This window comes from Clostridium sp. AM58-1XD, assembly GCF_003464085.1.
GTDB lineage: Bacteria > Bacillota > Clostridia > Lachnospirales > Lachnospiraceae > Lachnoclostridium_A.
In genome coordinates this window covers 12326-34832 of sequence record NZ_QSDR01000040.1, presented here as the reverse complement: position 1 = coordinate 34832, position 22507 = coordinate 12326, and the positions used below count along the sequence as shown (strand labels likewise).

At 46.6% G+C, this 22507-nt stretch carries 19 protein-coding genes and 1 riboswitch; of the genes, 4 read left to right on the top strand and 15 right to left on the bottom strand.

The window, feature by feature from the left end:
• Nucleotides 1–48: 48 nt before the first annotated feature.
• The 7 genes from DXA13_RS18395 to trkA form a co-directional block, all read right to left on the bottom strand.
• Nucleotides 49–1773 carry a hypothetical protein gene (locus DXA13_RS18395; protein ID WP_118246502.1) on the bottom strand — a complete coding sequence of 575 codons (1725 nt, stop codon included), beginning with the start codon at nucleotides 1771–1773 and terminating at the stop codon, nucleotides 49–51.
• Nucleotides 1774–1869: 96 nt separating this feature from the next.
• Nucleotides 1870–2457, bottom strand: coding sequence for an SbcC/MukB-like Walker B domain-containing protein (locus DXA13_RS18390; protein ID WP_243009218.1), 588 nt, complete (start codon nucleotides 2455–2457; stop codon nucleotides 1870–1872).
• Nucleotides 2458–2485: 28 nt separating this feature from the next.
• Nucleotides 2486–5011: an SMC family ATPase gene (locus DXA13_RS22145; RefSeq protein WP_118246500.1), complete on the bottom strand. Its 2526-nt coding sequence runs from the start codon at nucleotides 5009–5011 to the stop codon at nucleotides 2486–2488.
• Complete coding sequence (locus DXA13_RS22140) at nucleotides 5008–5415, bottom strand: exonuclease SbcCD subunit D C-terminal domain-containing protein (RefSeq protein WP_243009217.1); 408 nt, start codon at nucleotides 5413–5415, stop codon at nucleotides 5008–5010. Before DXA13_RS22140 ends, DXA13_RS22145 begins: the two co-directional genes overlap by 4 nt.
• Nucleotides 5416–5447: 32 nt before the next feature.
• Nucleotides 5448–6209 carry an exonuclease subunit SbcD gene (gene sbcD / locus DXA13_RS22135; protein WP_243009216.1) on the bottom strand — a complete coding sequence of 254 codons (762 nt, stop codon included), beginning with the start codon at nucleotides 6207–6209 and terminating at the stop codon, nucleotides 5448–5450.
• Nucleotides 6210–6447: 238 nt separating this feature from the next.
• Complete coding sequence (locus tag DXA13_RS18375) at nucleotides 6448–7887, bottom strand: TrkH family potassium uptake protein (protein WP_118246499.1); 1440 nt, start codon at nucleotides 7885–7887, stop codon at nucleotides 6448–6450.
• A gap of 10 nt (nucleotides 7888–7897) precedes the next feature.
• Nucleotides 7898–9256 carry a Trk system potassium transporter TrkA gene (gene trkA / locus DXA13_RS18370; protein ID WP_118246498.1) on the bottom strand — a complete coding sequence of 453 codons (1359 nt, stop codon included), beginning with the start codon at nucleotides 9254–9256 and terminating at the stop codon, nucleotides 7898–7900.
• Nucleotides 9257–9442: 186 nt separating this feature from the next.
• Between trkA and DXA13_RS18365 the strand changes: the two genes are divergently transcribed.
• Both DXA13_RS18365 and DXA13_RS22130 read left to right on the top strand, forming a co-directional pair.
• Nucleotides 9443–10420, top strand: coding sequence for an alpha/beta hydrolase (locus tag DXA13_RS18365; RefSeq protein ID WP_118246497.1), 978 nt, complete (start codon nucleotides 9443–9445; stop codon nucleotides 10418–10420).
• 122 nt (nucleotides 10421–10542) lie between these two features.
• Nucleotides 10543–11199 (top strand): YHYH domain-containing protein, encoded by a 657-nt coding sequence (locus DXA13_RS22130; protein WP_347559920.1) that lies wholly within the window; start codon nucleotides 10543–10545, stop codon nucleotides 11197–11199.
• 96 nt (nucleotides 11200–11295) lie between these two features.
• Here DXA13_RS22130 and DXA13_RS18355 read toward each other — a convergent pair whose 3' ends face one another.
• The 4 genes from DXA13_RS18355 to DXA13_RS18340 form a co-directional block, all read right to left on the bottom strand.
• Nucleotides 11296–11802, bottom strand: coding sequence for an AmiS/UreI family transporter (locus tag DXA13_RS18355; protein ID WP_118246496.1), 507 nt, complete (start codon nucleotides 11800–11802; stop codon nucleotides 11296–11298).
• Between the two features lie 271 nt (nucleotides 11803–12073).
• A complete protein-coding gene (locus tag DXA13_RS18350) occupies nucleotides 12074–12763 on the bottom strand; it encodes a radical SAM protein (protein WP_118246495.1) in 690 nt (229 codons plus the stop codon).
• Nucleotides 12763–13326, bottom strand: a complete 564-nt coding sequence (locus DXA13_RS18345; protein WP_207662186.1) for an ECF transporter S component — start codon at nucleotides 13324–13326, stop codon at nucleotides 12763–12765. The genes DXA13_RS18350 and DXA13_RS18345 overlap by 1 nt, the downstream gene beginning before the upstream one ends.
• A complete protein-coding gene (locus DXA13_RS18340; RefSeq protein WP_118246494.1) occupies nucleotides 13323–14330 on the bottom strand; it encodes a nucleoside hydrolase in 1008 nt (335 codons plus the stop codon). Before DXA13_RS18340 ends, DXA13_RS18345 begins: the two co-directional genes overlap by 4 nt.
• A 113-nt stretch (nucleotides 14331–14443) precedes the next feature.
• Nucleotides 14444–14488, bottom strand: a riboswitch (PreQ1 riboswitch).
• Between the two features lie 166 nt (nucleotides 14489–14654).
• Between DXA13_RS18340 and DXA13_RS18335 the strand changes: the two genes are divergently transcribed.
• Entirely contained in the window at nucleotides 14655–15254 is a 600-nt protein-coding gene (locus DXA13_RS18335) for a hypothetical protein (protein WP_118246493.1), read from the top strand.
• A 643-nt stretch (nucleotides 15255–15897) separates the two neighbouring features.
• Nucleotides 15898–16323: an MORN repeat-containing protein gene (locus tag DXA13_RS18325; RefSeq protein ID WP_118246492.1), complete on the top strand. Its 426-nt coding sequence runs from the start codon at nucleotides 15898–15900 to the stop codon at nucleotides 16321–16323.
• A 1422-nt stretch (nucleotides 16324–17745) separates the two neighbouring features.
• On the opposite strand, the gene DXA13_RS18320 is transcribed toward DXA13_RS18325, so the two are convergent.
• The 4 genes from DXA13_RS18320 to DXA13_RS18305 form a co-directional block, all read right to left on the bottom strand.
• On the bottom strand, nucleotides 17746–18756 hold the full coding sequence (locus tag DXA13_RS18320) for a GGGtGRT protein (protein ID WP_118246491.1): 1011 nt from the start codon (nucleotides 18754–18756) through the stop codon (nucleotides 17746–17748).
• Nucleotides 18757–18846: 90 nt separating this feature from the next.
• The gene (locus DXA13_RS18315; protein ID WP_118246490.1) at nucleotides 18847–19539 is read right to left on the bottom strand and encodes a hypothetical protein; all 693 of its coding nucleotides are present in this window, start codon (nucleotides 19537–19539) and stop codon (nucleotides 18847–18849) included.
• Nucleotides 19540–19681: 142 nt separating this feature from the next.
• Nucleotides 19682–21061, bottom strand: a complete 1380-nt coding sequence (locus DXA13_RS18310) for an MATE family efflux transporter (RefSeq protein WP_118246489.1) — start codon at nucleotides 21059–21061, stop codon at nucleotides 19682–19684.
• Nucleotides 21061–22413: an MATE family efflux transporter gene (locus DXA13_RS18305; RefSeq protein ID WP_181995738.1), complete on the bottom strand. Its 1353-nt coding sequence runs from the start codon at nucleotides 22411–22413 to the stop codon at nucleotides 21061–21063. Before DXA13_RS18305 ends, DXA13_RS18310 begins: the two co-directional genes overlap by 1 nt.
• Nucleotides 22414–22507: the final 94 nt, after the last annotated feature.

Sequence of the window (22507 nt, the reverse complement as noted above, 5' to 3'; positions counted from 1 at the left end):
GTTTAAATTTTATATAAATAGTTTAAAATTAATAGTTCTTATTTCCGTTCATTGTTCAGGTGCTATTTTTCCTCCATCCTGTAGTTCAATTGTTTCTCCCCCCAGCCAACTGTTTTCCTCCCGGCTGGAATCATAAAATATTGTATATCCATTCGATTGGATGTTGCTGTTGTCAGCCTGTTCATTTCTAAGAACTGCAATATGGGAATCCCCTGTCACAATCCATGATGATGTCGGATCCAGATTTACTTCCACAGCCTTCGACTGTCCCTCTCCATTTACCGCCCCTTCCAGAACGCTGTTTACCGTCAATTTCAGCGTAATCCCGCTGATTTCATCACAGATAATGTCTCCCTTCAGCTCCTGGCTGTTAGCCGTCAAAGTAAGTGTACCGCCCCTTTTCTCCACCTGCTTCCTGTTCATAACATTACGGCCGGATACCTGAGCGAGAATACCGCTGTCAAAATTGAGGGCAGAATTGGATATTATGATCTCTGCATCTGTTTTAACAATGTAAAACATAGGCCCTCCCGATGATGTCGTGAGGATGGAATCCATAATATGAAGCATGGCTGTTCCGCTTTCATCGTCGGATACTGCTTTCCGACAGATCAGTATTCCCGTACTCCCGGCACCTGTCAGGGCGCATTGCTTCAATACTGCTGAACTGCTCCCTTCTATTACGAGAATTCTGCTGCTGTCCGCTGTTCCTGTCACGTTCTCAGCGTTCACCGTTCCCTCTGAATAGATACAGGGGCTTTCCTCCCCTGCTGAGGATAAAATTCCTTCTTTTAAGCTGAGAATTCCTTTTTTTATGGCGGCTGCAGGCGCGCTTTGGCTGTCCTCTGTTGCAATATCCGTATTTACGGCTGTAATAATTCCTCTGTCGGCTGCCGTTAATCCTCTGGAAGCCACTCCGTTTGTAGAGATTTTGAGATTATGTCCCGTAATTTCGGTTCCGTTTCCAGATGCAAATACCGCATTCGTTCCCTCTCCATCTGATTCTACTGTCGTATCCTGTAACTGTATCCTTCCGCCGCCAATCGCTGCGACAGCCGCATTCACACCAAAAAAACTGCTGTCATCCTGGCTGCTAGTGCTTCCAGTCTTACTTACGTCTGCATTAGTCAGCTGAAGACTTCCCTTCGCTTTCACAAGAACCGCATTCTGATCGGGCATTTCCGAAGCAAATTTTTCCCCAGACGAGTCTGCCGTCTCTCCTTCCAGAGTATAAGCGCCGTCAAGAACTGCATCCTCTCCCCTGATCTCTGTTTTATTCATACCCGGCATGCCGTTCATAACGAGCATAAACGTCACCATTCCGTTCTCTCGTTCCAGTTTAACAAAATCCCCTTCTTTTAGCTCCTGGGCTTCAATTTCTACCTGTTTCCCTTCCTCCGCCTTGCAAATTCTGATTTCCGGCGAAAGGTCGAACACCACGACCTCTTCCTGCACGCGCAGATCGGTTACTCCTTCCGGCATATCAGACAGCGGCTCCTGTTTTTCTCCCTGATCCTGCCCTTTCTTATTCAACGTTTCTTTCCTGCGTTCTTCGGATATCTCCTCTTCAACACTTACCGTAATTGTACTGCCATCTATATTTGTTATGATTCCCAGAAACTTTTCTCTTGTTCCCTGGGTGCCTTCTGCTGTCTCAGAATTTCCGCTCTCTGCTTCTTCTGTTGTGATTTCCCAGTCATCTCTGCTGCATCCGGCAGCAATACCTGTGCCCAGTATCATCACCATTATAATAAGCGCCCAACTTTTCTTCATGGTCTTCCCTTTCTGCTAAAATCGCTGCATCTGTATAATTCGTATCTTAGTAGAAGGATAAATTTCATTTGTGATTACACTTTGAAAAATATGTGGCTAAAGTGTGAAATTTCCCCACCGTATGTGGCTTCCCTTTTCATCTTTCCATACAATAAGCTTTCTCTCCATCTGATCTTTTAATTCCGTCACATGGGAAATGATACCGATCAGCCGTTTTTCTCCGGCCAGATCCTGAAGTACACGGACAGCTCTCATGCGCGATTCCTCATCAAGCGAACCAAATCCTTCATCGATAAACATCGTGTCCAGGCGGACGTTACCCGCAGCATTCTGTATGACATCCGCCATTCCCAGAGCCATAGACAAAGCAGCCATGAAAGATTCCCCGCCAGACAGGGTCTTTACATCTCTGATCCGATCCGTCTCCATGCTGTAAATATCCAGATCAAGGCCGACTTCCCCCTGCCTGCCCAAATCTTCCAGCTCCCTGCATTTTAAAAAGAAACGTCCGTCTGCCATAAATTTGAGCCGCTTATTAGCCGCCTGTATCATCTGTTTAAAATACTGCCGTTGTATATACGTCTGAAAATCCAGACCGGCTGTCCCTGATAGTTTCCCGTTTGCCGTCTGATAAAGGAGATGGACCGTCTGATATTCTTTCTCCAGCTTTTCTCTGACAGCCATCTGTCTGCGAATCTCTTTTTCCGCGCCTTCATTGCATGCCCTTAAGACCGACAGTCTTCCAGCCCGTTCCTGGATTTCTTTTTCCTGAGCTCCCAGTTCTTTCAGTTCCGCCTCCAGCTTCGGGGTGTTTCCATTCTTTTCCTGACGCCTGTTCCTCATACTGCCGGAAGCGAATTTCTGCTTTTATACAGTCCTGTTCATATCTCTGCCAAAATTCTCTTTGCCTGCGGATCTCTTCCTGGTCCATCAGGGCATCTCTGTATGCATGGTCTGCTGTAAAACCGCGGATACTCATTTCGTTCTCAAATTCTTCAAACGCTTTTTTTTCTTTCTTCCTCCACATGTTTTCCGTTTCCATGGAGGTCAGCAGGCTTCCGTTCTGTTCCCGTATGCCTTCTGTCAATCTCTTCTCCTGATCTTTCCATGCCTGCTCTTCATTTTCCAGCCTGTTTTTCCCTTCTTCAAGCCGTCTAAGCTGCAGATCAGCTTCCTCTTTCGATGGATACGGAACCTCCCTCTGAATCCTGTACAGCTCTCTTTCCGCAATATCTGCTTCCATTTTGGCAGTTCTCCACACTTCCTCCTGCTCCTTTACTCTCTGTTCCAGTCCGTATCTGGCATCCTCCCGTTTTCTGAGTTCTTCTTTTACCTCTGTCAGCCTGTTCTCTTCTCTTTCAGCCTCTTCTAAAATCTGTGCGGCGCGGGCTTCCTCTTCTCTGCACCGTTTTACCAGCTCCTTTATTTCCTGATTATCTGCGCCTGGCAATCCGTCCCTCATTTCATCCAGCACTGCTTTCTGTCCGCGGTATAACGTCTCTGCCCTGCCGGTCCTTTCCGCCTGTGCCCTGAGCCCGCGGTCCGCCTCCTCTTTCTGTTCTCCGGCTGCAGTCACCTGGTTTTCCGTCACAGTTCCTTCGATGACTGCCGCCTTCTTTGGATGGCTCGTTGAACCACATACGGGGCATTCTTCCCCTTCTTTCAAAGCCGCAGCCATAATTCCGGCCTGGGCTGCAATAAATCCGTAATAAATCTTCTCGTACGCCTTTCCCGCCTCTCTGTATATCCGTTCTGCCTCAGACAGCCTTACCGCTTCCGAATTCCATTCCTTCAGAAGCAGATCGGCTGTGTGTTCCATTTCTGAAAGCTTTTCAGCCTGCTCTCTTCTCACCGTACACTCTTCTTTTTTCTTTTTCCAATTCAGCGACTGTCGAGGACTGTCGGCCAGCCGGGCTGCTTCTGCATGAAATGCCTCCGTCTCATCGTTCCACCTTCGAAAAGAGAGCACTTCCTGCTCCGATTTCCCCCTCGCCTTTTCTTCTCTGTTCTTCTTATCCATCCATTCCGCCTGTGCCGCTTCCAGCTTTTCATAAAGCGTTCCAGCCTGACGCAGCACTATAAGCTCTTCCAGAATTCCAGGGAGCAGAACCGTAATTTCTTTCTGCCTTTCCTTCCACTGAACCGTTAACGAATCAAGTTCCGTTTCCAATTCCTGTTTTCTTAAACGTATTGCTCTGCTTTTTTCTCCTGCATCTTTCAGCTCGCGATCAGCTTCCAGATATTTTTCTTCCTTCAGGCGGACGTATGACGCCTGTTCTGCCTGCTCCAGACGCCGTTTCTCTTCCCTGTACGCTTCATCCTTTTGTTTCAGTTCATTGTAAATGCGTTCGGCTTCCCGTTTTTTCAGGATCCGTTCATTATTTTCCATGATCTGTTGCCGTTCGCGTTCCAAAGAGGATATCTTCTGGTGAAGCAGATCGGCTTCCTGTCTCCATTCCATTTCCCTCCCCCGGATTTCCTCTGATATGCGGCCCATCAGATCCAGAATTTCCTGAATTCCCGTTTCCGGACATGATTTCACCTGTTTCCATTCCTCAAGAAGACGACTTTCTTCCATACATACCACCCGGTCCAGTTCATGTCTGTAGAGCTTTCTTCCGTCTTCCAGTTTTTCAAAAAGCTGCTGATTCTTTTCTTTTAAATCCTGCTGTATTCTGTGATAAACGGAGGTATTAAATATTCTGGAAAAAATCTCTTTCCGCTCTCTGGAAGAGGCATGGAGCAGTTTCAGATACTCTCCCTGAGCAATCATGGCAATCTGGGTAAACTGGTTTTTGTCTACGCCTGTAATTTCCTGAATCCTCTGATTTACATCGCGGATATTGCCCGGATATTCCTTTTTATCCGGTAATATCAGACATACCTTTGCACCTGACTGAACCCTGGTATATTCTCCATTTTTATTTTTCCTCCTGCTCAGACGGCTGTACATGGGACTCCTGGTTACCGTATAAACCATCCCCATCTCCATAAACGAAAGTTCAACAAATGTTTCTGATTCTTCTTTTGCATACTGACTGCGCATCATGGCGCTGTCCCGGTTTCCTCCGCTCATATCCCCATAAAGCGCAAACGTGATCGCATCGAAAATCGTCGTCTTACCGGCGCCCGTATCGCCTGTAATGAGGAAAATTCCATGGTCAATTCCTTCAAAATCAATCTCTTCTCTTCCAGCGTACGAACCAAACGCCGATATGATCAGCTTAAGCGGCTTCATAATTCCTCCTTATCCACTTCTCCAGTATGGGCGGCGATCTGTTCCATCATTCGGCGTTCTGCCTCTGTCATCGGACAGTGCCGCACAGCCTCATAAAATTCCTGAAAGGCTTCTATTGGACTCAGAATACGGATTTCCTCCGATGATTCCACCATCCCTCTCCTGGTCCTCTCATTATCCAACTTGATTTCCAAAAGGTGATCGTATTTTTCAATCAGTTTCTCTCTGAAGTTATATATTTCTTTCTCGTCCGTAAGGACTGCGCTGACAAAATCATGGCAGCGCTCTCCCTCAGCACGGCCAAGAATTTCTTCAAGCGTTCCCCGCTCTTTCCGCACGTCCTGAATTCCATAAAGAGGCACGGATTCAATCCTCACATCCTCTCCCTTTGCCGGAATCGTCACAACTGCAACCGCCTTTTTATGGTTTTCTTCGCTCACTGAATATTTGTATGGGGAACCGCAGTATCGAATTTTATGATCTCCCACTTTTTGGGGGCCGTGGAGATGTCCCAGTGCACATAGTCAAATGCAGATACTGCCTTAATGTCGATGCTGTCCAGTCCCCCTGCCGCAGCGGCCGCCAGTTCCGAATCACACGTATCAGGATGTTTGTCTCCCCATATATAAAACTGGTGAGAAAGAAGCACATTCCGCTCTTTCTCTGCTATAAATTCTCTGTCCAGCACGGCCTTTACCGCTTCGTCGTAGCCGAAACTTTTCAGACCACCCTTTCCCTGCTCTTTTCTTTCTTCTTCGATCATCTGTCTGACATAACCGGGACGCATAAATGGAAGCATATAAAAATTCACCGGCCCATGTTCGTCATACAAAGTGATTTTCTTCAGATACTCCCCTTTTTCTTCCGGAGGCAGAACGGAAATATATATTTTATGCCGTTCCAAAAAAGAACTGGCGAATCTCAGCCGTTCCGGCGAGTCATGGTTGCCTGCAATAATCAGGACTGGAATCTGAGTCCGTATATCCGCCAGTTCTTCCAGAAAATGGTTAAAGATATCGCATGCCTCTCCTGACGGAACCGATTTATCATAAATGTCTCCGCAAATCAGAATCGCATCCGGCTTCTGTTCTCCTGCCGCCTCTACGATCTGACGCAAAACAGCCTCCTGGTTCTCCCTGAGGCTGTAGCCATTTAATTGTTTTCCTATATGCAGATCTGATAAATGAAACAGTTTCAAGTCTCGTCCTCCTTTTCATTCCCCTGTTATAAACTACAATTTACAGAAATCATCCAGCCTTCCTACACCGCTTTAAATTCAAAAAAGAGGCATTGCAAAAGAAAAATCTTCGCTCCGGCGCCAGATTTATTCCCGGGCAGAGGCCTGGTACTCCATCTGGTATCGGAAGCATGTCTGATTTTACTCTTGCAGCCCCTTTTATTATTTCCCTATTTCCCGGTTTGCGGCGCCAAACAGATCAGAATTTTTTCCACGTGTCCTTCAAAAAGAGTAGGAGAAGCGGGAAAATTTCCAGACGTCCGGCAAGCATGTCAAAAATGAGCACCAGCTTGGCCGGGTTTGAAAACACTGAGAAGTTGGAGGACGGCCCTACCAGCTCCAGCCCCGGTCCGATATTGTTGAATGTTGCCGCCACAGCCGTAAAGTTCGTAATCAGATCGTGTTCATCCATAGCCAGAAACAGGATGGAAAATGCAAAAATCATGGTATATGTGACCATAAAAACATTTGTAGACCGCACGACTTCGTGCTCTACGATCTTGTCATCCATCTTAATCTTCTTTACACTCTTCGGATGGAGAAACTGATGCAGCTCTTTGTTCACCGTCTTTAACAGGATCACAAAACGTGACACCTTGATTCCGCCGCCCGTACTGCCCGCACACGCTCCGACAAACATCAGCATAACGAGAATCGTCCTGGATGCCTGAGGCCACATGTTAAAGTCAGCAGTTGCAAATCCTGTAGTCGTGATAATAGAGGCCACCTGAAAAGACGCCTGCTGCAGCGCAGCGGCTGCATTTCCATACAGGCTGTGAATATTCCACGTAATAACAAGGATGGCTGCCGCAATAATTCCCAGGTACCATCGCACTTCTTCCGCTTTCCACGCCTGAGAAAACTTTCTGGCAAGAATCAGGAAGTAGACGTTGAAGTTAATTCCAAACAGGATCATGAATATGGTCACCACCACCTGTATATAGGTGGAATACCCTGCCATACTGTCATTTTTAATGCCGAATCCGCCGGTTCCCGCCGTTCCAAACGTCGTAGTCACTGCGTCAAACAGAGGCATTCTGCCTGCCAAAAGCAGCAGAATCTGTAGAATTGTCATGGCAATGTAGATTCCGTACAGGATTTTAGCCGTAGACTGTACCTTGGGAACGAGTCGGCTGACAGCAGGCCCCGGGCTTTCCGCCTTCATCAGATTCATGTGGTATCCGCCGACTGCCGGGAGTACGGACAGCAGAAATACAAGAACGCCCATACCTCCGATCCAGTGCGTAAAACTTCTCCAGAACAGGACGCATTTCGGAAGCGCCTCTACATCCTTCAGAATGCTGGCGCCCGTAGTCGTAAAACCGGAAACCGTTTCGAACAGGGCATCAATCGGATTTACGATCGCCTGGCTGAACAGAAACGGCAGACCTCCCATGATGCTCATCACAATCCAGCAGAGCGCAACCGTCACATACCCTTCTCTCACATAAAAGATACGCTTCGCCGGTTTTTTTCTGACCAGCAGAATTCCGGGTATCAGACAGAGTAGAATCGTAATGAGAAATGCCGATATATCCTTTTCCCCATAAATCAGAGCAACAAAACAAGGCAGCACCATAAAGGCTGCCTCAATATTAAGCACCCAGCCTGTAATATAGGCAATCATTGCATAATTCATTTGTATTCCCCTACTTCTTCATAACATCCTGAATATCATGAAGTCCTTTCTGAGTCGTAACAATAATTACCGTATCCCCAACTTCTATACAGTCATGGCCTCTGGGAATCATAATTCTGCCCTTTCTGTGTATGCATCCGATCAGCAGGTTGTCTTTCAAAGTCAGGTTCATCAGCGGTATGCCCGTCACCTGGGATTTTTCACGAATGGAAAATTCCAGAGCCTCGGCCCTGTTGTCCAAAATCTGATACAGCGTCTCCACATTACTTCCGATTGAATTGTGCATGGCCCTTACGTACTGTAGAATATAGTCAGCCGTAATGTATTTCGGATAAATGACGCTTCCGATATCCAGCCGTTCGATAATATCATCAAAAGCGATCCGGTTCACTTTTGTCACCAGCTTGGCTGTCGACTGATCCTTTGCAAACAGGGTAAGCAGGATATTCTCCTCGTCCATATTTGTCATCGTTACGAAGCCCTCAGCCCTTTGAAGGCCCTCTTCCAGAAGGAGCTTTTTGTCCGTACCATCCCCATTCACAATCATGGCCTCCGGCAGCAGTTCACTCAGCTGTTCGCAGCGCTCCAGCTCTTTTTCTATAATTCTGACTGTAATTTTCATTTCAATCAGCTGCCTGGCCAGGTAATATGCTATTTTTCCGCCGCCGACGATCATGCAGTTGCGCACCTGATTTGTCTTCAGTCCAATGGCATGGAAAAACTCAGATGCATTCTGCGGGGAAGCAATGAGAGAAATACTGTCTCCGTCTTTCAGGATAAAATCTCCATTTGGTATATATACGTCCTCATCTCTTTCAACTGCCGCCACGAGAACATTGCTCTTCAGTTTGTCCTGCAGACCGGATACAGCCACATCATTCAGGCCGAATTCCTTTCTGATCTTAAACTTCAGCAGCTCCACCCGGCCTTTGGCAAATGTGTCGATCTTAATAGCAGACGGAAAACGCAGAAGTCTGGCTATCTCAGTCGCTGCAGCCAACTCCGGGTTAATGACCATGGAAACTCCCAGACGCTCCTTTATAAAACCAATCTCCTTGCTGTAAACAGGGTTTCTCACCCTTGCAATCGTCTGACAGTCGCCCGCCTTTTTAGCGATCAGGCAGCAGAGCAGGTTGAGCTCATCCGATCCTGTCACAGCAATCAATATATCTGCCTGATCCACGCCTGCTTCCAGCTGCGTCTGAATGCTGGAGCCGTTTCCAACGATCCGCATTGCGTCTATATTTTCAGGTATCTCCTGCATTCTTCTCAGTGAAGAGTCAATAATCACTACATCCTGATGCTCATCACAAAGCTGTTCTGCCAGGGTCATTCCAACCTTTCCGCAGCCAATGATTACAATCCTCATGGTTTCCTCCCATTATGTACATTAATATAGTATAAGTCTTTTTTATCTGATCTAAAGATAGTATAAAGATTATAACACCAGTATCTGGGACGTACAAGTCTGAAAACAGTCTTTCCCTTATGAAATATTCTGGAATCGAACTGCATACTACTGATAATATGGATTTATTATTAAGGAGAGACCAATATGAAGAGACGAATCCCGCTTGAACCGGCTGCAGAAGCCGTATGTAACACCGCCTCCGTACCGCCGCTGATCTTCCAGCTTCCTCCGGAACAGGGCAGAAAAGTCCTGGAAGATTTGCAGGACGAACCGGTATTTATGTATCCTGCATCTATACGGCAGATGATATTTGACGGAGGCGACTGCGGTAAATTTCCTCTGTATTTCATTTCACCGCCGAACTGTGATACCGTTCAGAGCGTTATTTTCTACATACATGGCGCCGGATGGGTATTCGGAAGCTTCCACACCCATGAAAAGCTGGTGCGCGAGCTGGCGGCCCGTACGAATTCCCTTGTCGTTTTTCCGGAGTACAGCCGTTCCCCAGAAGTCAGATATCCTGTCGCGATCGAGCAGTGCTACCGCGTCCTTTCTGCTCTCCCTTCCCTGATCAGCGGCTATTGGCCCAGAGCCGACCTGCGGACGCTCACCGCTGCAGGCGACAGTGTAGGCGGAAATATGACAATCGCCATGACCCTGATGTCAAAATACAGAAACGGCCCTGCAATCAATAAGCAGCTTCTCTATTATCCTGTCACAAATGCATGTTTTAATACGTGTACTTACGAACAGTTTGCCTCCGACTACTACTTATACCGCGCCGGTATGATGTGGTTCTGGCAGCAGTATGCTCCTTCTGCCGCGGCCAGAAATGAGATAACCGCCTCACCATTAAGAGCATCCAGTGACCAGCTCTGCGGCCTTCCCCCTGCCATGATTATCAATGGAGAAGCTGATGTGCTGCGGGAGGAAGGTGAATCCTACGCCAAAAGACTGCGCATGGCTGGAAATGACGTGACTGCCATCCGGATTCAGGGAACCATCCATGATTTTGTCATGCTGAATTCCCTTGACCAGACAGATGCCTGCAGGACTGCGATGGATGCATCGACCGCATGGGTCAACCGGAACAACGATCGTATCCTCGCCCAGCCCTGCTGATTCCTCTTGTATGTAATCTGTATCGGAATCTGGAAATTCCCCTTGAAAATCATGGCGATATAGGCCATAATAGTCATATAGCCGTACGTCGGCAAAACGATTTTATTGGGGAGGGATTTACAATGAAAAAGCAGATAAAAGCTCTGTTTATGGCCCTTTGTCTGTCCACAGCTGCTGCGGGCATTTCCATAAGCCCTGCATTCGTTATGGAGTCAGAAGCACATTCCGGCAGGACCGACAGCAACGGAGGCCACCATGATTACAAAAATAAGAGCGGACTTGGAGATTACCATTATCATCACGGCTATGGTCCTCATCTTCATCCGAATGGCGTATGCCCTTATACCTCAGGTACCGGCTCTTCTTCCGGTTCCGTGCAGAATTCTCCAGTCGGAGGCGGATCGTCATCCGGTACTGCTTCTTCGAATAAATGGTTCTGCGATGACTACAAGGGGTGCTGTTCCTATATTTTTGACTCATCGTACTATGCTGAAAAATATCCGGAGCTGGCAGAAACCTTTGGCTACGATTCGGATAAACTGTACAGCCACTTTGTTTCCAATGGAATGAGTGAAGGCAGACAGGGCTGCAGTACATTCAATGTACAGTCTATAAGGACAATAATCCTGACTTATCCGCCGTATACGGCGACGACCTTCCATGCTATTACGAACACTATATGCTTACCGGCCATTCCGAAGGCCGTACGGCATACTGATTTAAATATCCGCCGCACCACAAAGAGGGTGTTGCAAAAAGGGAAAAAGCATTGCCACTGATACCAGATGTAGTGATTTGACCACTGCCTGGAACGGAATCTGGTATCAGTAGCACAGCTGATTCGACTTTTTGCAACACCCTCCTTTTATAATCATTTACCATTTCCCCAACAGAATCAGAATACCCGGAACCCATGCCGTGATCACTCCTTCTACGATCTGAAGAATTGGAACTGTCTTACCAAGCTTTTTCTTCATAACGTCCTCGATGAATGCCGTGGACCACAGGACTGCCCAGAGATACCAGATTCCTGCCCATCGGATATCCGGCTGTATTCCCCATTCCGGAATTCCCAAAAATCCCTCAAACGTCCCGAATATAAACGCGTTCACTGCCACAAAAGCAGAGAACCAGGCAAATGGAATTGGATTCAGACTGAATATTCCATTGGCTGCTACAAACAGATATGTAAAGCCGAACAGCAGGCCCGTTCCCGCAGCATAATAGTTTCCCTGCACCAGATTCACGCCGTTGATGAACAATGACAGGCCTCCCGTAAACACATTCATGACAGCCGCCGATTTTTTGTCAACACCAGCCAGACTGCAGACTCCATTCTGAATCAGAACAATTCCAACGAATAATAAACATACTGCCAGCACTTTTTATTCCCCCTGTTATTTTTTTCACTTTTGTCTTAGTCAAAATAAGAGCTGTTCCAGTGAGCAGATCACAGAACACCTCTTATTTTACGGTATGAAAGCCGGATTATTGTACCATATCCTCCAGGGGAAAACAAGTCCAATATTCCATGAATGCCCGAATCCATCAGTTATGTATCCTAAAGAGCATCGCAGCCGCAGAATCTGCTGTTTCAGCCTGTCTGAAATGATGAAGGACGACACCATGATCTAGCAGGAACTCTTTTGACGTTTAATCGCCCACTCCGAAATCCGTATTTTCAAACAGTACTTCCACTGAAGGATCGTCTCTCAGCCATGCATATTCCACGGCAAACCACGTTACCAGCTCCGGGTCCCGCTTAATAGCGGTGGAATTATCCGTAAATACATTAACGGTCCCCAGTTTAAAATGGCGTTTTAACAGTTCAATGTCCCGTTCAATCATCTTTTTCGTCTGACCCGCTATCCCCACCATAATACAGGGCGAATCAAAATACTCAGCGACCTCTTCTGGACTTTTGAAATCCGCATGTTTGTTGAGAACCTTTTCTCTGAATTCATTGTCAAAGGATTCCACTCCGATTTTGTATGTAATCGGAATCCCCATAAGTTCCCGCATTTCGTTCAGTCTATGCCTGTATATCCAGTGACTTTCAAAAAAAAGCCGCTGGATTTTCTTTTTGTCTATCGTATCCTTTATATCCTTTAAAGTACTCTTCGGCAGTTCGAAACAGCTTCCGGAATTTATAACTTCGAGTACTCCCTTTTCCCCGGTCACCATGGAAAGAACCCTGGAATTCAGAAACCTCATTTCATCTTCATCTCTGGAATTATCTTCCGTATAGTCACAGAATGTACATTTTCCCCAAACGCAGGGAAATGCTTTTAAAAGCACGATTTCCCTTGGATTTTTTTCCTGTATTACATGATATCGTTCCATCAATCATGGCCTCCTCTCAGCCGCATTTTCATTTCCTCTGTCAAATATGACAGAAATGACAGGACCAGGGCCGCTGAAATAAAACGGTCCGCATAATCGGTAATAATCTGAACTGCAAATGCGCTGGCTACCAATCCGCAGCCCAGGCGGCAAAACAGCTGTACCAAAATGGAAGAACCGGAAGATGTCACACCGCCAAACACAAATGCTGAGATTACGGCGCCGACCAGACTGCCTGGCAATGTGAGCAATGCCGTTCCGACCGCTGTCCTTCTGCCTTTAAACAGCCGCGTTTTAAACAGCAGCCCTGCGGTAATTCCTGTAATCATACCGGCCGGCATAAAGTAAAGTGCGTATATATCGCTGGTCACACCGCTCAAAAATGCGCTCCCCATAGCTGCTGCCATCCCATACCACGGTCCCAGAAGTGCAGCCGCCAGCAAAGTACCTATGCTGTCAAGACAGACCGGCAGCTTCAGGCAGAGTGCTATATAGGCGCCGGAAAAATTAACGGCGGCGCAGAAGGCAGCCACCGCCATGCGCATCGTGCTCTGCCTTTTCACCGGGAACCGCCTCCTGTCACCATAATCTGGTTCAGGACATCTCTGACCTCTTCTTCCTTCCGGTCAAAGAGCCGCGCAAGAAACATGGTCATGAATTCCAGCTCATCCACTTCTGTCAGCACGTGACTGTTCGCCTTCTTATGCCAGAAGTTCATGGAATCCACTATTGTCTGACCGATCGCCAATCCTTCTGTATCCACGGCCGTATATGCATCAAAGCCGCGGCACAGCTCCGGCCGGATCAAATAAGCCACTGCCAGCGGGTCATTGATAACGCATCCGATAATTCCCTCGTATTTCCAATGGAAATCAAAATAAAATCTTGTTATTGCTTCTATAAAACGGCCTATCTCTCTATTTAAAACTTTCATATACTCCAATATATTGGGCGTGAGAACGATTTTTCTTGTCACATCCAGTCCCACCATATGAATTCTGGTTCCCAGGTTCTGATAGACAAACTCAGCCGCATCCGGGTCGCACCAATAGTTGTACTCCGCTACGGGAGAACAGTTTCCATGGCTTTTGAAACTGCCTCCCATAGAGACGAACATATCCAGATGAGCAAATGCGCTCCTGTCCGCCTTTAATGCTTCTGCAATGTTTGTCAGCGGGCCTATGGCGATGATGGATATCTGTTCCTGGCTTCTCAAAATATTCTGAATAAATTCCGCCGCCCCGGAAGCGATTCTGCCTTGTAAATCATCGTTCAGACCGATTTCTTCCAGTTCAGCCTCTCCCAGTCCGTCCATACCGTGCGTATCCTGAGCGCTCACGTATTCCTTCACTAAAGGCCTGTCAGCCCCCTGATACACAGGAATGTCCAGGCGCCCCATTAATTTCAGCACCTTCCGTACGTTTTGAGCCCCCATGTCCGGCGGAACATTCCCGCAAACCGTTGTGATACCGACTATCTCCAGTTCCGGTGAAGTCAGAGCCAGCATCAGGGTCAGGCTGTCGTCAATTCCTGGATCACAGTCAATCAGTACCTTGCGTTTTTTCATTATTTTCTCTCCTTTTCTTCTGTTTTAAGAAAAGAAAGGCAAAGAAAAAGCCACGTCCTAAGGACATGGCAAAAATACGCCTGACAGGCAGGCGCAGTAAACTCTTCGCATTTCATTCCTTAGTTTTTTATACTGGGAAGTTTTCGAACCAGTCCAGGCTGTGCCTGAGTTGTAATGCAAATGAAGTATACCAGAGATTCTTCCGATTTTCAATAATTTTTCACTTTCCTGGAATTCTGCTTCGCTTAATTCCAGAATTTATAGAAACATTTCTTTTCCCAGTCATATATTAATGACAAACATCTTTTCGTTATGAGGCCAAATATGAGCAGTGACAACAGAGGTTCTATTGTACGGCAGGGCAATCTTCTCAGAATCGACAACGCCCTCATAGAGGAAGTTTCATTCACCACCAGGAATACCGGATCCATTCTGGTTTCTTATTCCAGCCAAAGACAAAACGGCTTGACTTTTATAGAAGTTATAAGGCTGAACGTATCCAACAGCACCGTTATTATCAACTCATCCGGCGCCCGCGTATGTTTCTGCGATCTGCGTAAAGGAATGTGGATTAACGTAACCTTTTCACCGAATATGACAAGGAGTATCCCGCCTCAGTCCAATGCATTTATGATCGTTACGAGAAGGGCTCCATCTGCAGCTCCCCCCTCCTCAAGCGTCACAACAGGCCGTGTTGTCCGGGTCGATCCAATCACTAACGTGCTTGTTACCGGCATACCGAATATCCCTGGCAGTCAGACAAGATTTATCGTTACGAATTCTACCGTTATTAGGGACAGAAACGGCTTCCCCGTAAGACTGGGCTCCATACGTCCCGGCCAGCTGGTCCGGGTGACACATGCTAATTTCCAGACAGCCAGCATCCCGCCGCAGACAACGGCGTATAGTATTCAGCTGCTGTAAGTATGAGGCTGCAGGCGCGGTTATTGACGGCATTACATGTTCCCCGGCATTATTACTGATTTGCAACTGAAATGTTTAAATGCCTGCATTAACCGCTCATGCCTGCCTGTCGGAAGTTTCTCTCCTCTCCGGTTTCTGAGTATTTTTATTCCTTGTTTTACTTACCGCATGTTCTCAAAAAGTCGAAGATAAGGAGGTTTCCATTCCATTTGCCGATCAGACCATTCCTGCTCGATACACCGGTACTCTGAAAAAGGGCCTGCCGGCAGGCGAAGGGTATTTCCATGTAGATGGGGAAAACGGCGGCTGGGAATATCGCGGAACATTTGTAAACGGCGCGGCGGCTGACGGTACTTTAACTAATGCGCCTTTCACTGCTGAATTTACAGGAACTGAATATGACGGGCTCTATACAGGCAGCGCCCTAAACGGCCTGGCAGACGGAGACGGCACATTTACATATGACAAGGACAAGGTAGAAATTCTATACGACGGCCTGTGGAAAGATAACAAGCCGAATAGAGAAGGATATCTGAACGACAACGATTTTTTAGTCGTCTTTTCAGATGGCACGAACCGAATTGGATATTATAACGGTGAAACGGTAGACGGCCGGGCAAATGGTACCGGTAAATTCAGGGCGATGACTGACGATGGATACACCTATACGTACAATGGCGAATGGAAAAATAATTTATTTCATGGATATGGCGTTAAGGAATGGGAAGATGGGCCAGGTCATGTTTACATGGGAACATATATTGAGGGCGATTACTGCCCGGCAAAATCTGAATATTTACAGTCACTTGGCAGAAATAGCGCACCTTACTACAGCCTTGAAGAAAAGAATAAAGATTTCATAGACAGCCATAAGGATCTCTTCCCCGTCGCCGATGCCTCCGCTTTGGAGCCATATATTGATACCTCCGTCACTTACAGCATGTACACTAAAAAACCGTCCGCTTTTCAGGAGCGGTTAATAAAGCTAAACAATTACAGGGTTATACAGATATTTGAAGAGGATATTGAGCTTGAAATGGACATGCCATTATTTAGCAGCTATAATTAAATTGCTGTTGACTCTTTCCAACAGGAAGGAGGTGCCATCACGGAATACATAATTACTTTTCTTATTTCTGTTTCGGCAGGTATTGTCTGCTACTTTATCTGCAAATGGTTGGACAGAGATAAATAATCGACAGCCAGCCTAAGTTACTCTACTTAAGAAGGAGGAAAAGAAAACCCAGAGAGCTGCCACTCTCTGGGTTTTTACTATGCCATACGGACATAACTACTTTTCTTTGCTAACATTATATTAAACCAAAATAAATAAAATGTCAAGAAACACTTACTAATTGCTTTTTGTTCCAACCACTTTCACAACTTTGAAAATCTCTTATTCTATCAGCATTTTCTTAACATTTTCCTTCTTTTGCGCTCTCCTCAATGGAAACGATGAGGGACGGTTTTATAAGGGGTTGAGGGGTGTTTGTACGCTATGAGTGTGCTACTGTGCACTACTGATGACTTCCAATCCCCACACTCTATTTTAAAAGTCAGCATAGACATTCACCGCTTAACCACTATAATAAAATTGCTGTTGACTCTTTCCAGCAGGAAGGAGGTGTACACTTGGAATACATAATCGCTTTTCTTATCTCTATCGCGGCTGGTATAGTCTGCTACTATATCTGCAAATGGTTGGATGGAGATAAATAATCGACAGTCTGCCTAAGTTATTCCACTTCAAAAGGAAAATAGAATCCCCAGGGAGCTGCAACTCCCTGGGGAATCGTCTGTGCACCATTGGAACACATTCGCTTTTCTCTGCTAATATTATATTACGCCTTACAATTATAAATGTCAATAGTTTATCACTCATCAGAATAGTTCTTTTAATTCCGACCATCAACCATCTTTACAATCTTTAAAAAGCCTTATTTTATAAGCTTTCGCCTAGAACTTTCCTTCTTTTGCGCTCTCCTCAATGGAAACGGTGAAGGCTGGATTTTCAAGGATTCTAGGGGTGTTTGTGCGCTATGAGTGTGCTACTCTGCCGTTCTGATTACTGTTCAGAACTCTTTATGGATTTATTACAAAACAATGGACAGCCTTCTATCGAAGCGATATAATAAAGTTGCTGTTGACTCTTTCCAGCAGGAAGGAGGTGCGACCAGTGCAATACATAACCACTTTTCTTATCTCTGTTATGGCAGGTATAGTTTGCTACTATATTTGTAAATGGTTGGACAGAGATAAATAACCAACAGTCTGCCTAAGTTATTCCTCTTCAAAAGGAAAAAGAAACCCCAAGGAGTTGCACCTCCTTGGGGTTTCGCTTTGCGTCCAGTGGACACAACCACTTTTCTCTGCTAACATTATATTACGTCAAGGAAGTGAAAATGTCAATAGTTTATTAATTATCAAAACATTTATTCCAACCACCAAACACACTCAAAATTTCCAAAACATCTTATTCTATCAGCATTATTTAAAATTTTCCAGCTTTAGAGGCTTCCTCAATGGCAACTGCGACAGCCACCGTCATACCAACCATCGGGTTGTTTCCTGCGCCGATTAAGCCCATCATCTCTACGTGAGCCGGTACGGAAGAAGAACCAGCAAACTGAGCGTCAGAGTGCATACGTCCTAATGTATCTGTCATACCGTAGGAAGCAGGGCCTGCTGCCATGTTGTCCGGATGAAGTGTACGGCCAGTACCGCCGCCGGAAGCTACGGAGAAATACTTCTTTCCTGCTTCCATACATTCCTTCTTGTATGTACCTGCTACCGGATGCTGGAATCTTGTCGGGTTGGTGGAGTTACCGGTAATGGAAACGTCAACGCCTTCCTTCCACATGATTGCAACGCCTTCGCGAACGTCGTTTGCACCGTAGCAGTTAACCTTTGCACGGGCTCCGTCAGAGTATGCCTTGCGGAATACTTCCTTTAACTCGCCTGTGTAGTAGTCATACTGAGTCTCTACGTATGTAAATCCGTTGATTCTTGCGATGATCTGAGCAGCGTCTTTTCCTAAACCGTTCAGGATAACGCGCAGAGGTCTCTGGCGAACTTTATTAGCCTTCTCAGCGATTCCGATTGCACCTTCAGCAGCTGCAAAGGACTCGTGACCAGCCAGGAAGCAGAAGCAGTCTGTTTCTTCTTCCAGAAGCATTTTTCCTAAGTTACCATGTCCTAAACCAACTTTTCTCTGGTCAGCAACAGAACCTGGAATACAGAAAGCCTGAAGGCCTTCACCGATTGCAGCAGCAGCGTCAGCAGCTCTTCTACAGTCTTTCTTGATTGCGATTGCAGCGCCAACAACGTAAGCCCAGCAAGCGTTCTCGAAGCAGATCGGCTGAATTTTCTTAACCTGATCATATACATCCAGACCTGCGTCTTTTGTGATTTTCTCAGCTTCTTCAATGGAAGCAATGCCATAGCTATTTAATACGGAATTGATTTTATCAATTCTTCTCTCATAAGATTCAAATAATGCCATGATTCTATTATCCTCCTTAATATTATCTATTACCTGGTTAATGTACGTTTTATGCAGGGATTGTCCGAAAGCCCATGGCTTTCCAATGGATTATTCCTGTCTTGGGTCGATGATTTTTGCAGCGCCATCAACACGGCCGTACTGGCCTTTTGCCTTCTCGTAAGCTGTATTCGCGTCGTCGCCCTTCTTGATGAAATCTGTCATCTTGCCAAGGTTCACATACTGGTATCCGATAATCTGATCTTCTTCGTCCAGAGCGATACCTGTTACATATCCCTCTGCCATCTCCAGATAACGAGGACCTTTCTTTAAAGTACCGTACATGGTACCAACCTGAGAACGGAGTCCCTTGCCTAAGTCTTCCAGACCTGCGCCGATTGGAAGTCCGTCTTCAGAGAATGCACTCTGTGTTCTTCCGTAAACGATCTGTAAGAATAACTCTCTCATGGCTGTATTAATTGCATCACATACAAGGTCTGTGTTCAGAGCTTCCAGAACTGTTCTTCCTGGTAAAATCTCTGCTGCCATAGCTGCGGAGTGTGTCATACCAGAACATCCCAGAGTCTCGATCAGAGCCTCCTGAATAATGCCTTCTTTAACGTTTAATGTGAGCTTACATGCACCCTGCTGTGGAGCACACCAGCCTACACCGTGAGTTAAACCAGAGATGTCTTTAATTTCCTTGGACTGTACCCATTTTGCTTCTTCCGGAATTGGGGCAGCACCATGATTAACGCCCTGCGCTACTGTACACATTTCTTCTACTTCATGTGAATAAATCATGTTAAAACTCCTTTCAAATATGTAATTTCGAAAAGTAATTTGAGCAGCTGACGGATTTGTTAATTTTATCACGTCACACTTGGTTTCATTTTCTCACAAAATGTCGATTTTGTCCATACCTTTTTTCCTCCCACAGGTCCGCCTAAGCCGGCTTTCCCACGGCATCCCTCATATCGTTCAGCTCCTTCAGAATCCCCTTTACAACTACGCACGCAAGAACAAAAGTACACACATCCGCTACCGGCTGTGCCATCTGTATACCCAGAATTCCCCAAACCGGAGGCATGATCAGAAGGGCTGGAATCAGGAAAATCCCCTGCCGCCCGATCGATACAAGGGCAGAACGGAATCCGTATCCGATGGACTGGGACAGCATGTTTACCATGGTTACCCAGGCCTGGATCGGCAGAGTCAGCAGCTGCACCCGAAGAGCCAGCGTACCGATCTCGATTACCTCCAGGTCCTCCCTTCGGAACAGCGTGATAATCCCTCTGCTGAATCCGATAAATACAACGCCCAGAGTCGTCAGAAGGATCACGGCCACCTTCACACAGAACCAGTAGGCCTCCAGCACGCGGTCATACCGCCTGGCTCCGAAATTAAATCCGCACACAGGCTGAAATCCCTGTCCGAAACCGATCAGAGTAGAATTGATAAAGAGCATGAAGCGGTTGACGATAGACATAGCTGCAATCGCCGCATCTCCAAAAGGCCCTGCGGCTACGTTCAGGATGATCACAGATATGCTGGCAATGGACTGCCTGGCAAATGAGGGCAGCCCTGCATGAAAGATTTTACCATACATTTTAAAGGATGGAGCAAAATCACGGAACCGGAAGCTCAGGCAGTCGTTCCTCAGATTGCTCTGGAACAGAAGGATCAAAAAGCTGATAATCTGGCTCAGTCCTGTAGCCAGTGCCGCGCCTGCCGTTCCCAGCCCCATTCCAAAAATAAAAATAGGATCCAGGATCATATTCAGGATTCCTCCTGCCGTAATCCCCACCATGGCGTACATGGCATTTCCCTGAGCCCGCAGTATGTTGTTCATAACAAACGAGCACATCATAAACGGAGCGGCCATGAGAATATATTTCGCATAATCTTCCGCAAACGGTACGATTGTTTTCGTAGCCCCCAAAAATACGACAAGGGGGCGCAGGAATACATTTCCTGCCACCGCAATCACAATGCCAAGCAGCATTGCGGTAAAAAATGCTGTAGAAGCCGCTTTACCGGCCTCTCCCATATTTTTATTGCCGAGAGAACGGGAAATATAATTGCCGCTGCCCATTCCCAGTCCGAATCCGAGGGCCTGGATCATTGCCATTGCCGAAAAGATAACTCCGACGGCTCCTGATGCGCTGGTCCCAATCTGGCTGACGAAAAACGTATCCGCCATATTGTAAATTGATGTGACGAGCATGCTGATAATCGTCGGCACTGCGAGCCCGGGAATCAGCTTGGATACGGGCGTTTCTATCATCTGCCTGTATTTTTCTTCCTGTGTTTTAATTTTCCCCATCACGTATCCCCCTTCGGCAGTTTACTCAAAATGTATATAAATGCACTGCAAAATACGATTCCCTTCAGAATGCTGGAAACCGTAAGCGCCCACCACACTCCGTTCAGTCCCAGCGCAGTTGCGCCGAACAGAAAGGCGAGCGGAATTCTGGATGACGTCAGGGTGATGCTGATGCAGGAGCTTACCAGCGTCTTCCCCATTCCCGCCAGAGCTCCCACCGTCATCAGCTCCAGACACATAAACATCTGTCCGTACCCAATGATTTTTAAGTAGTCCATTCCCTTCGGAACGACATCTGCCTCATGGATAAACAGGCGGAAAATCGGCTCGTTAAAAAACACAAGCACACATGTTGTAAAGAGTCCCCATACAAACATCATCCTGGCTGCCGTGAAATACCCTTTCTTCAGCCTTCCGTACTTTTTCGCGCCGTAATTCTGACCGACAAACGCATTGATGGCCGTACCAAATCCTTCTGCTGTCATCCAGGAGATGGATTCGACCTGGCCGCCGACTCTCTGTACCGCAACGGCCGCATCGCCCCAGGAGGCAACAAATCTGGTCAGTACCATGGAAATGGCACAGTACAGCGTTTCCTGGACGGATGATGGAAATCCGATCTTCACCATGGTCCACAGATAGGGCGCCGGCGTCTTTTCCCATATCTTTATCTTGTCAAACAATATCCTGTCCCTTTTTACCGAGGCGATCATCAGAAGCGTTACAACAGACTGGGCTGTTACCGTAGCTGCTGCCGCTCCAACAGCGCCCAGCCTGGGAAAAATACCGATGCCAAATATGAGCATTGGATCCAGAATCATGTTGGCGATAAGACCTGCAAAATTCGCGAGAAACGGCGTTTTGCTGTCCCCAATCGCCGTAAAGAGGCTGGTGAGCGTCTGATTCAGGAATGCAAATATGATCAGTCCGCCTGCAATCCTGAGATACCCCACCCCATCGTTGATAATCTGCGGACTGCTCAGTCCAAAAAAGCCAATCAGCTGTCTGGCAAACAAAACCATAATTAATCCGTATAAAACCGCCAGAAAAACTGCAAGCTGAATCGCTCCTTTTCCATATTGAGCCGCTTTTTTTATTCTGCCTTCTCCCAGGGAATGGGCCACTTTTACCTGTCCTCCCATTTTTGCCAGCATGACCACACCTGAAGAAAGCCACGTATACATACCCGCCGAGCCAACAGAGGCAACGGCTGAACTTCCAACTCTCCCGATCCAGGCCATATCGGTCAGATTATAGGCCATCTGGACAAGAGAAGTCGCCATAATCGGAACAGCAAGCTCCGCCAATGACGACAAAATTTTCCCATTTAATAAATCGACTGTCTTTTTCATATCCGTTATTATAGACGCAATTTTACATTAATGCAAGATTTGTGAAAATATGTATTCTTTTTTCTGGTATACTTTATGTTATAAATGGAGGTAT

Excerpts from the sequence above, each read along its gene's own strand:
- DXA13_RS18395 (WP_118246502.1), bottom strand. The coding sequence starts at position 1,773 with ATGAAGAAAAGTTGGGCGCTTATTATAATGGTGATGATACTGGGCACA.
- DXA13_RS18390 (WP_243009218.1), bottom strand. The coding sequence starts at position 2,457 with ATGGCTGTCAGAGAAAAGCTGGAGAAAGAATATCAGACGGTCCATCTC.
- DXA13_RS22145 (WP_118246500.1), bottom strand. The coding sequence starts at position 5,011 with ATGAAGCCGCTTAAGCTGATCATATCGGCGTTTGGTTCGTACGCTGGA.
- DXA13_RS18375 (WP_118246499.1), bottom strand. The coding sequence starts at position 7,887 with ATGAATTATGCAATGATTGCCTATATTACAGGCTGGGTGCTTAATATT.
- trkA (WP_118246498.1), bottom strand. The coding sequence starts at position 9,256 with ATGAGGATTGTAATCATTGGCTGCGGAAAGGTTGGAATGACCCTGGCA.
- DXA13_RS18365 (WP_118246497.1), top strand. The coding sequence starts at position 9,443 with ATGAAGAGACGAATCCCGCTTGAACCGGCTGCAGAAGCCGTATGTAAC.
- DXA13_RS22130 (WP_347559920.1), top strand. The coding sequence starts at position 10,543 with ATGAAAAAGCAGATAAAAGCTCTGTTTATGGCCCTTTGTCTGTCCACA.
- DXA13_RS18350 (WP_118246495.1), bottom strand. The coding sequence starts at position 12,763 with ATGGAACGATATCATGTAATACAGGAAAAAAATCCAAGGGAAATCGTG.
- DXA13_RS18340 (WP_118246494.1), bottom strand. The coding sequence starts at position 14,330 with ATGAAAAAACGCAAGGTACTGATTGACTGTGATCCAGGAATTGACGAC.
- DXA13_RS18335 (WP_118246493.1), top strand. The coding sequence starts at position 14,655 with ATGAGCAGTGACAACAGAGGTTCTATTGTACGGCAGGGCAATCTTCTC.
- DXA13_RS18325 (WP_118246492.1), top strand. The coding sequence starts at position 15,898 with ATGACTGACGATGGATACACCTATACGTACAATGGCGAATGGAAAAAT.
- DXA13_RS18320 (WP_118246491.1), bottom strand. The coding sequence starts at position 18,756 with ATGGCATTATTTGAATCTTATGAGAGAAGAATTGATAAAATCAATTCC.
- DXA13_RS18315 (WP_118246490.1), bottom strand. The coding sequence starts at position 19,539 with ATGATTTATTCACATGAAGTAGAAGAAATGTGTACAGTAGCGCAGGGC.
- DXA13_RS18310 (WP_118246489.1), bottom strand. The coding sequence starts at position 21,061 with ATGGGGAAAATTAAAACACAGGAAGAAAAATACAGGCAGATGATAGAA.
- DXA13_RS18305 (WP_181995738.1), bottom strand. The coding sequence starts at position 22,413 with ATGAAAAAGACAGTCGATTTATTAAATGGGAAAATTTTGTCGTCATTG.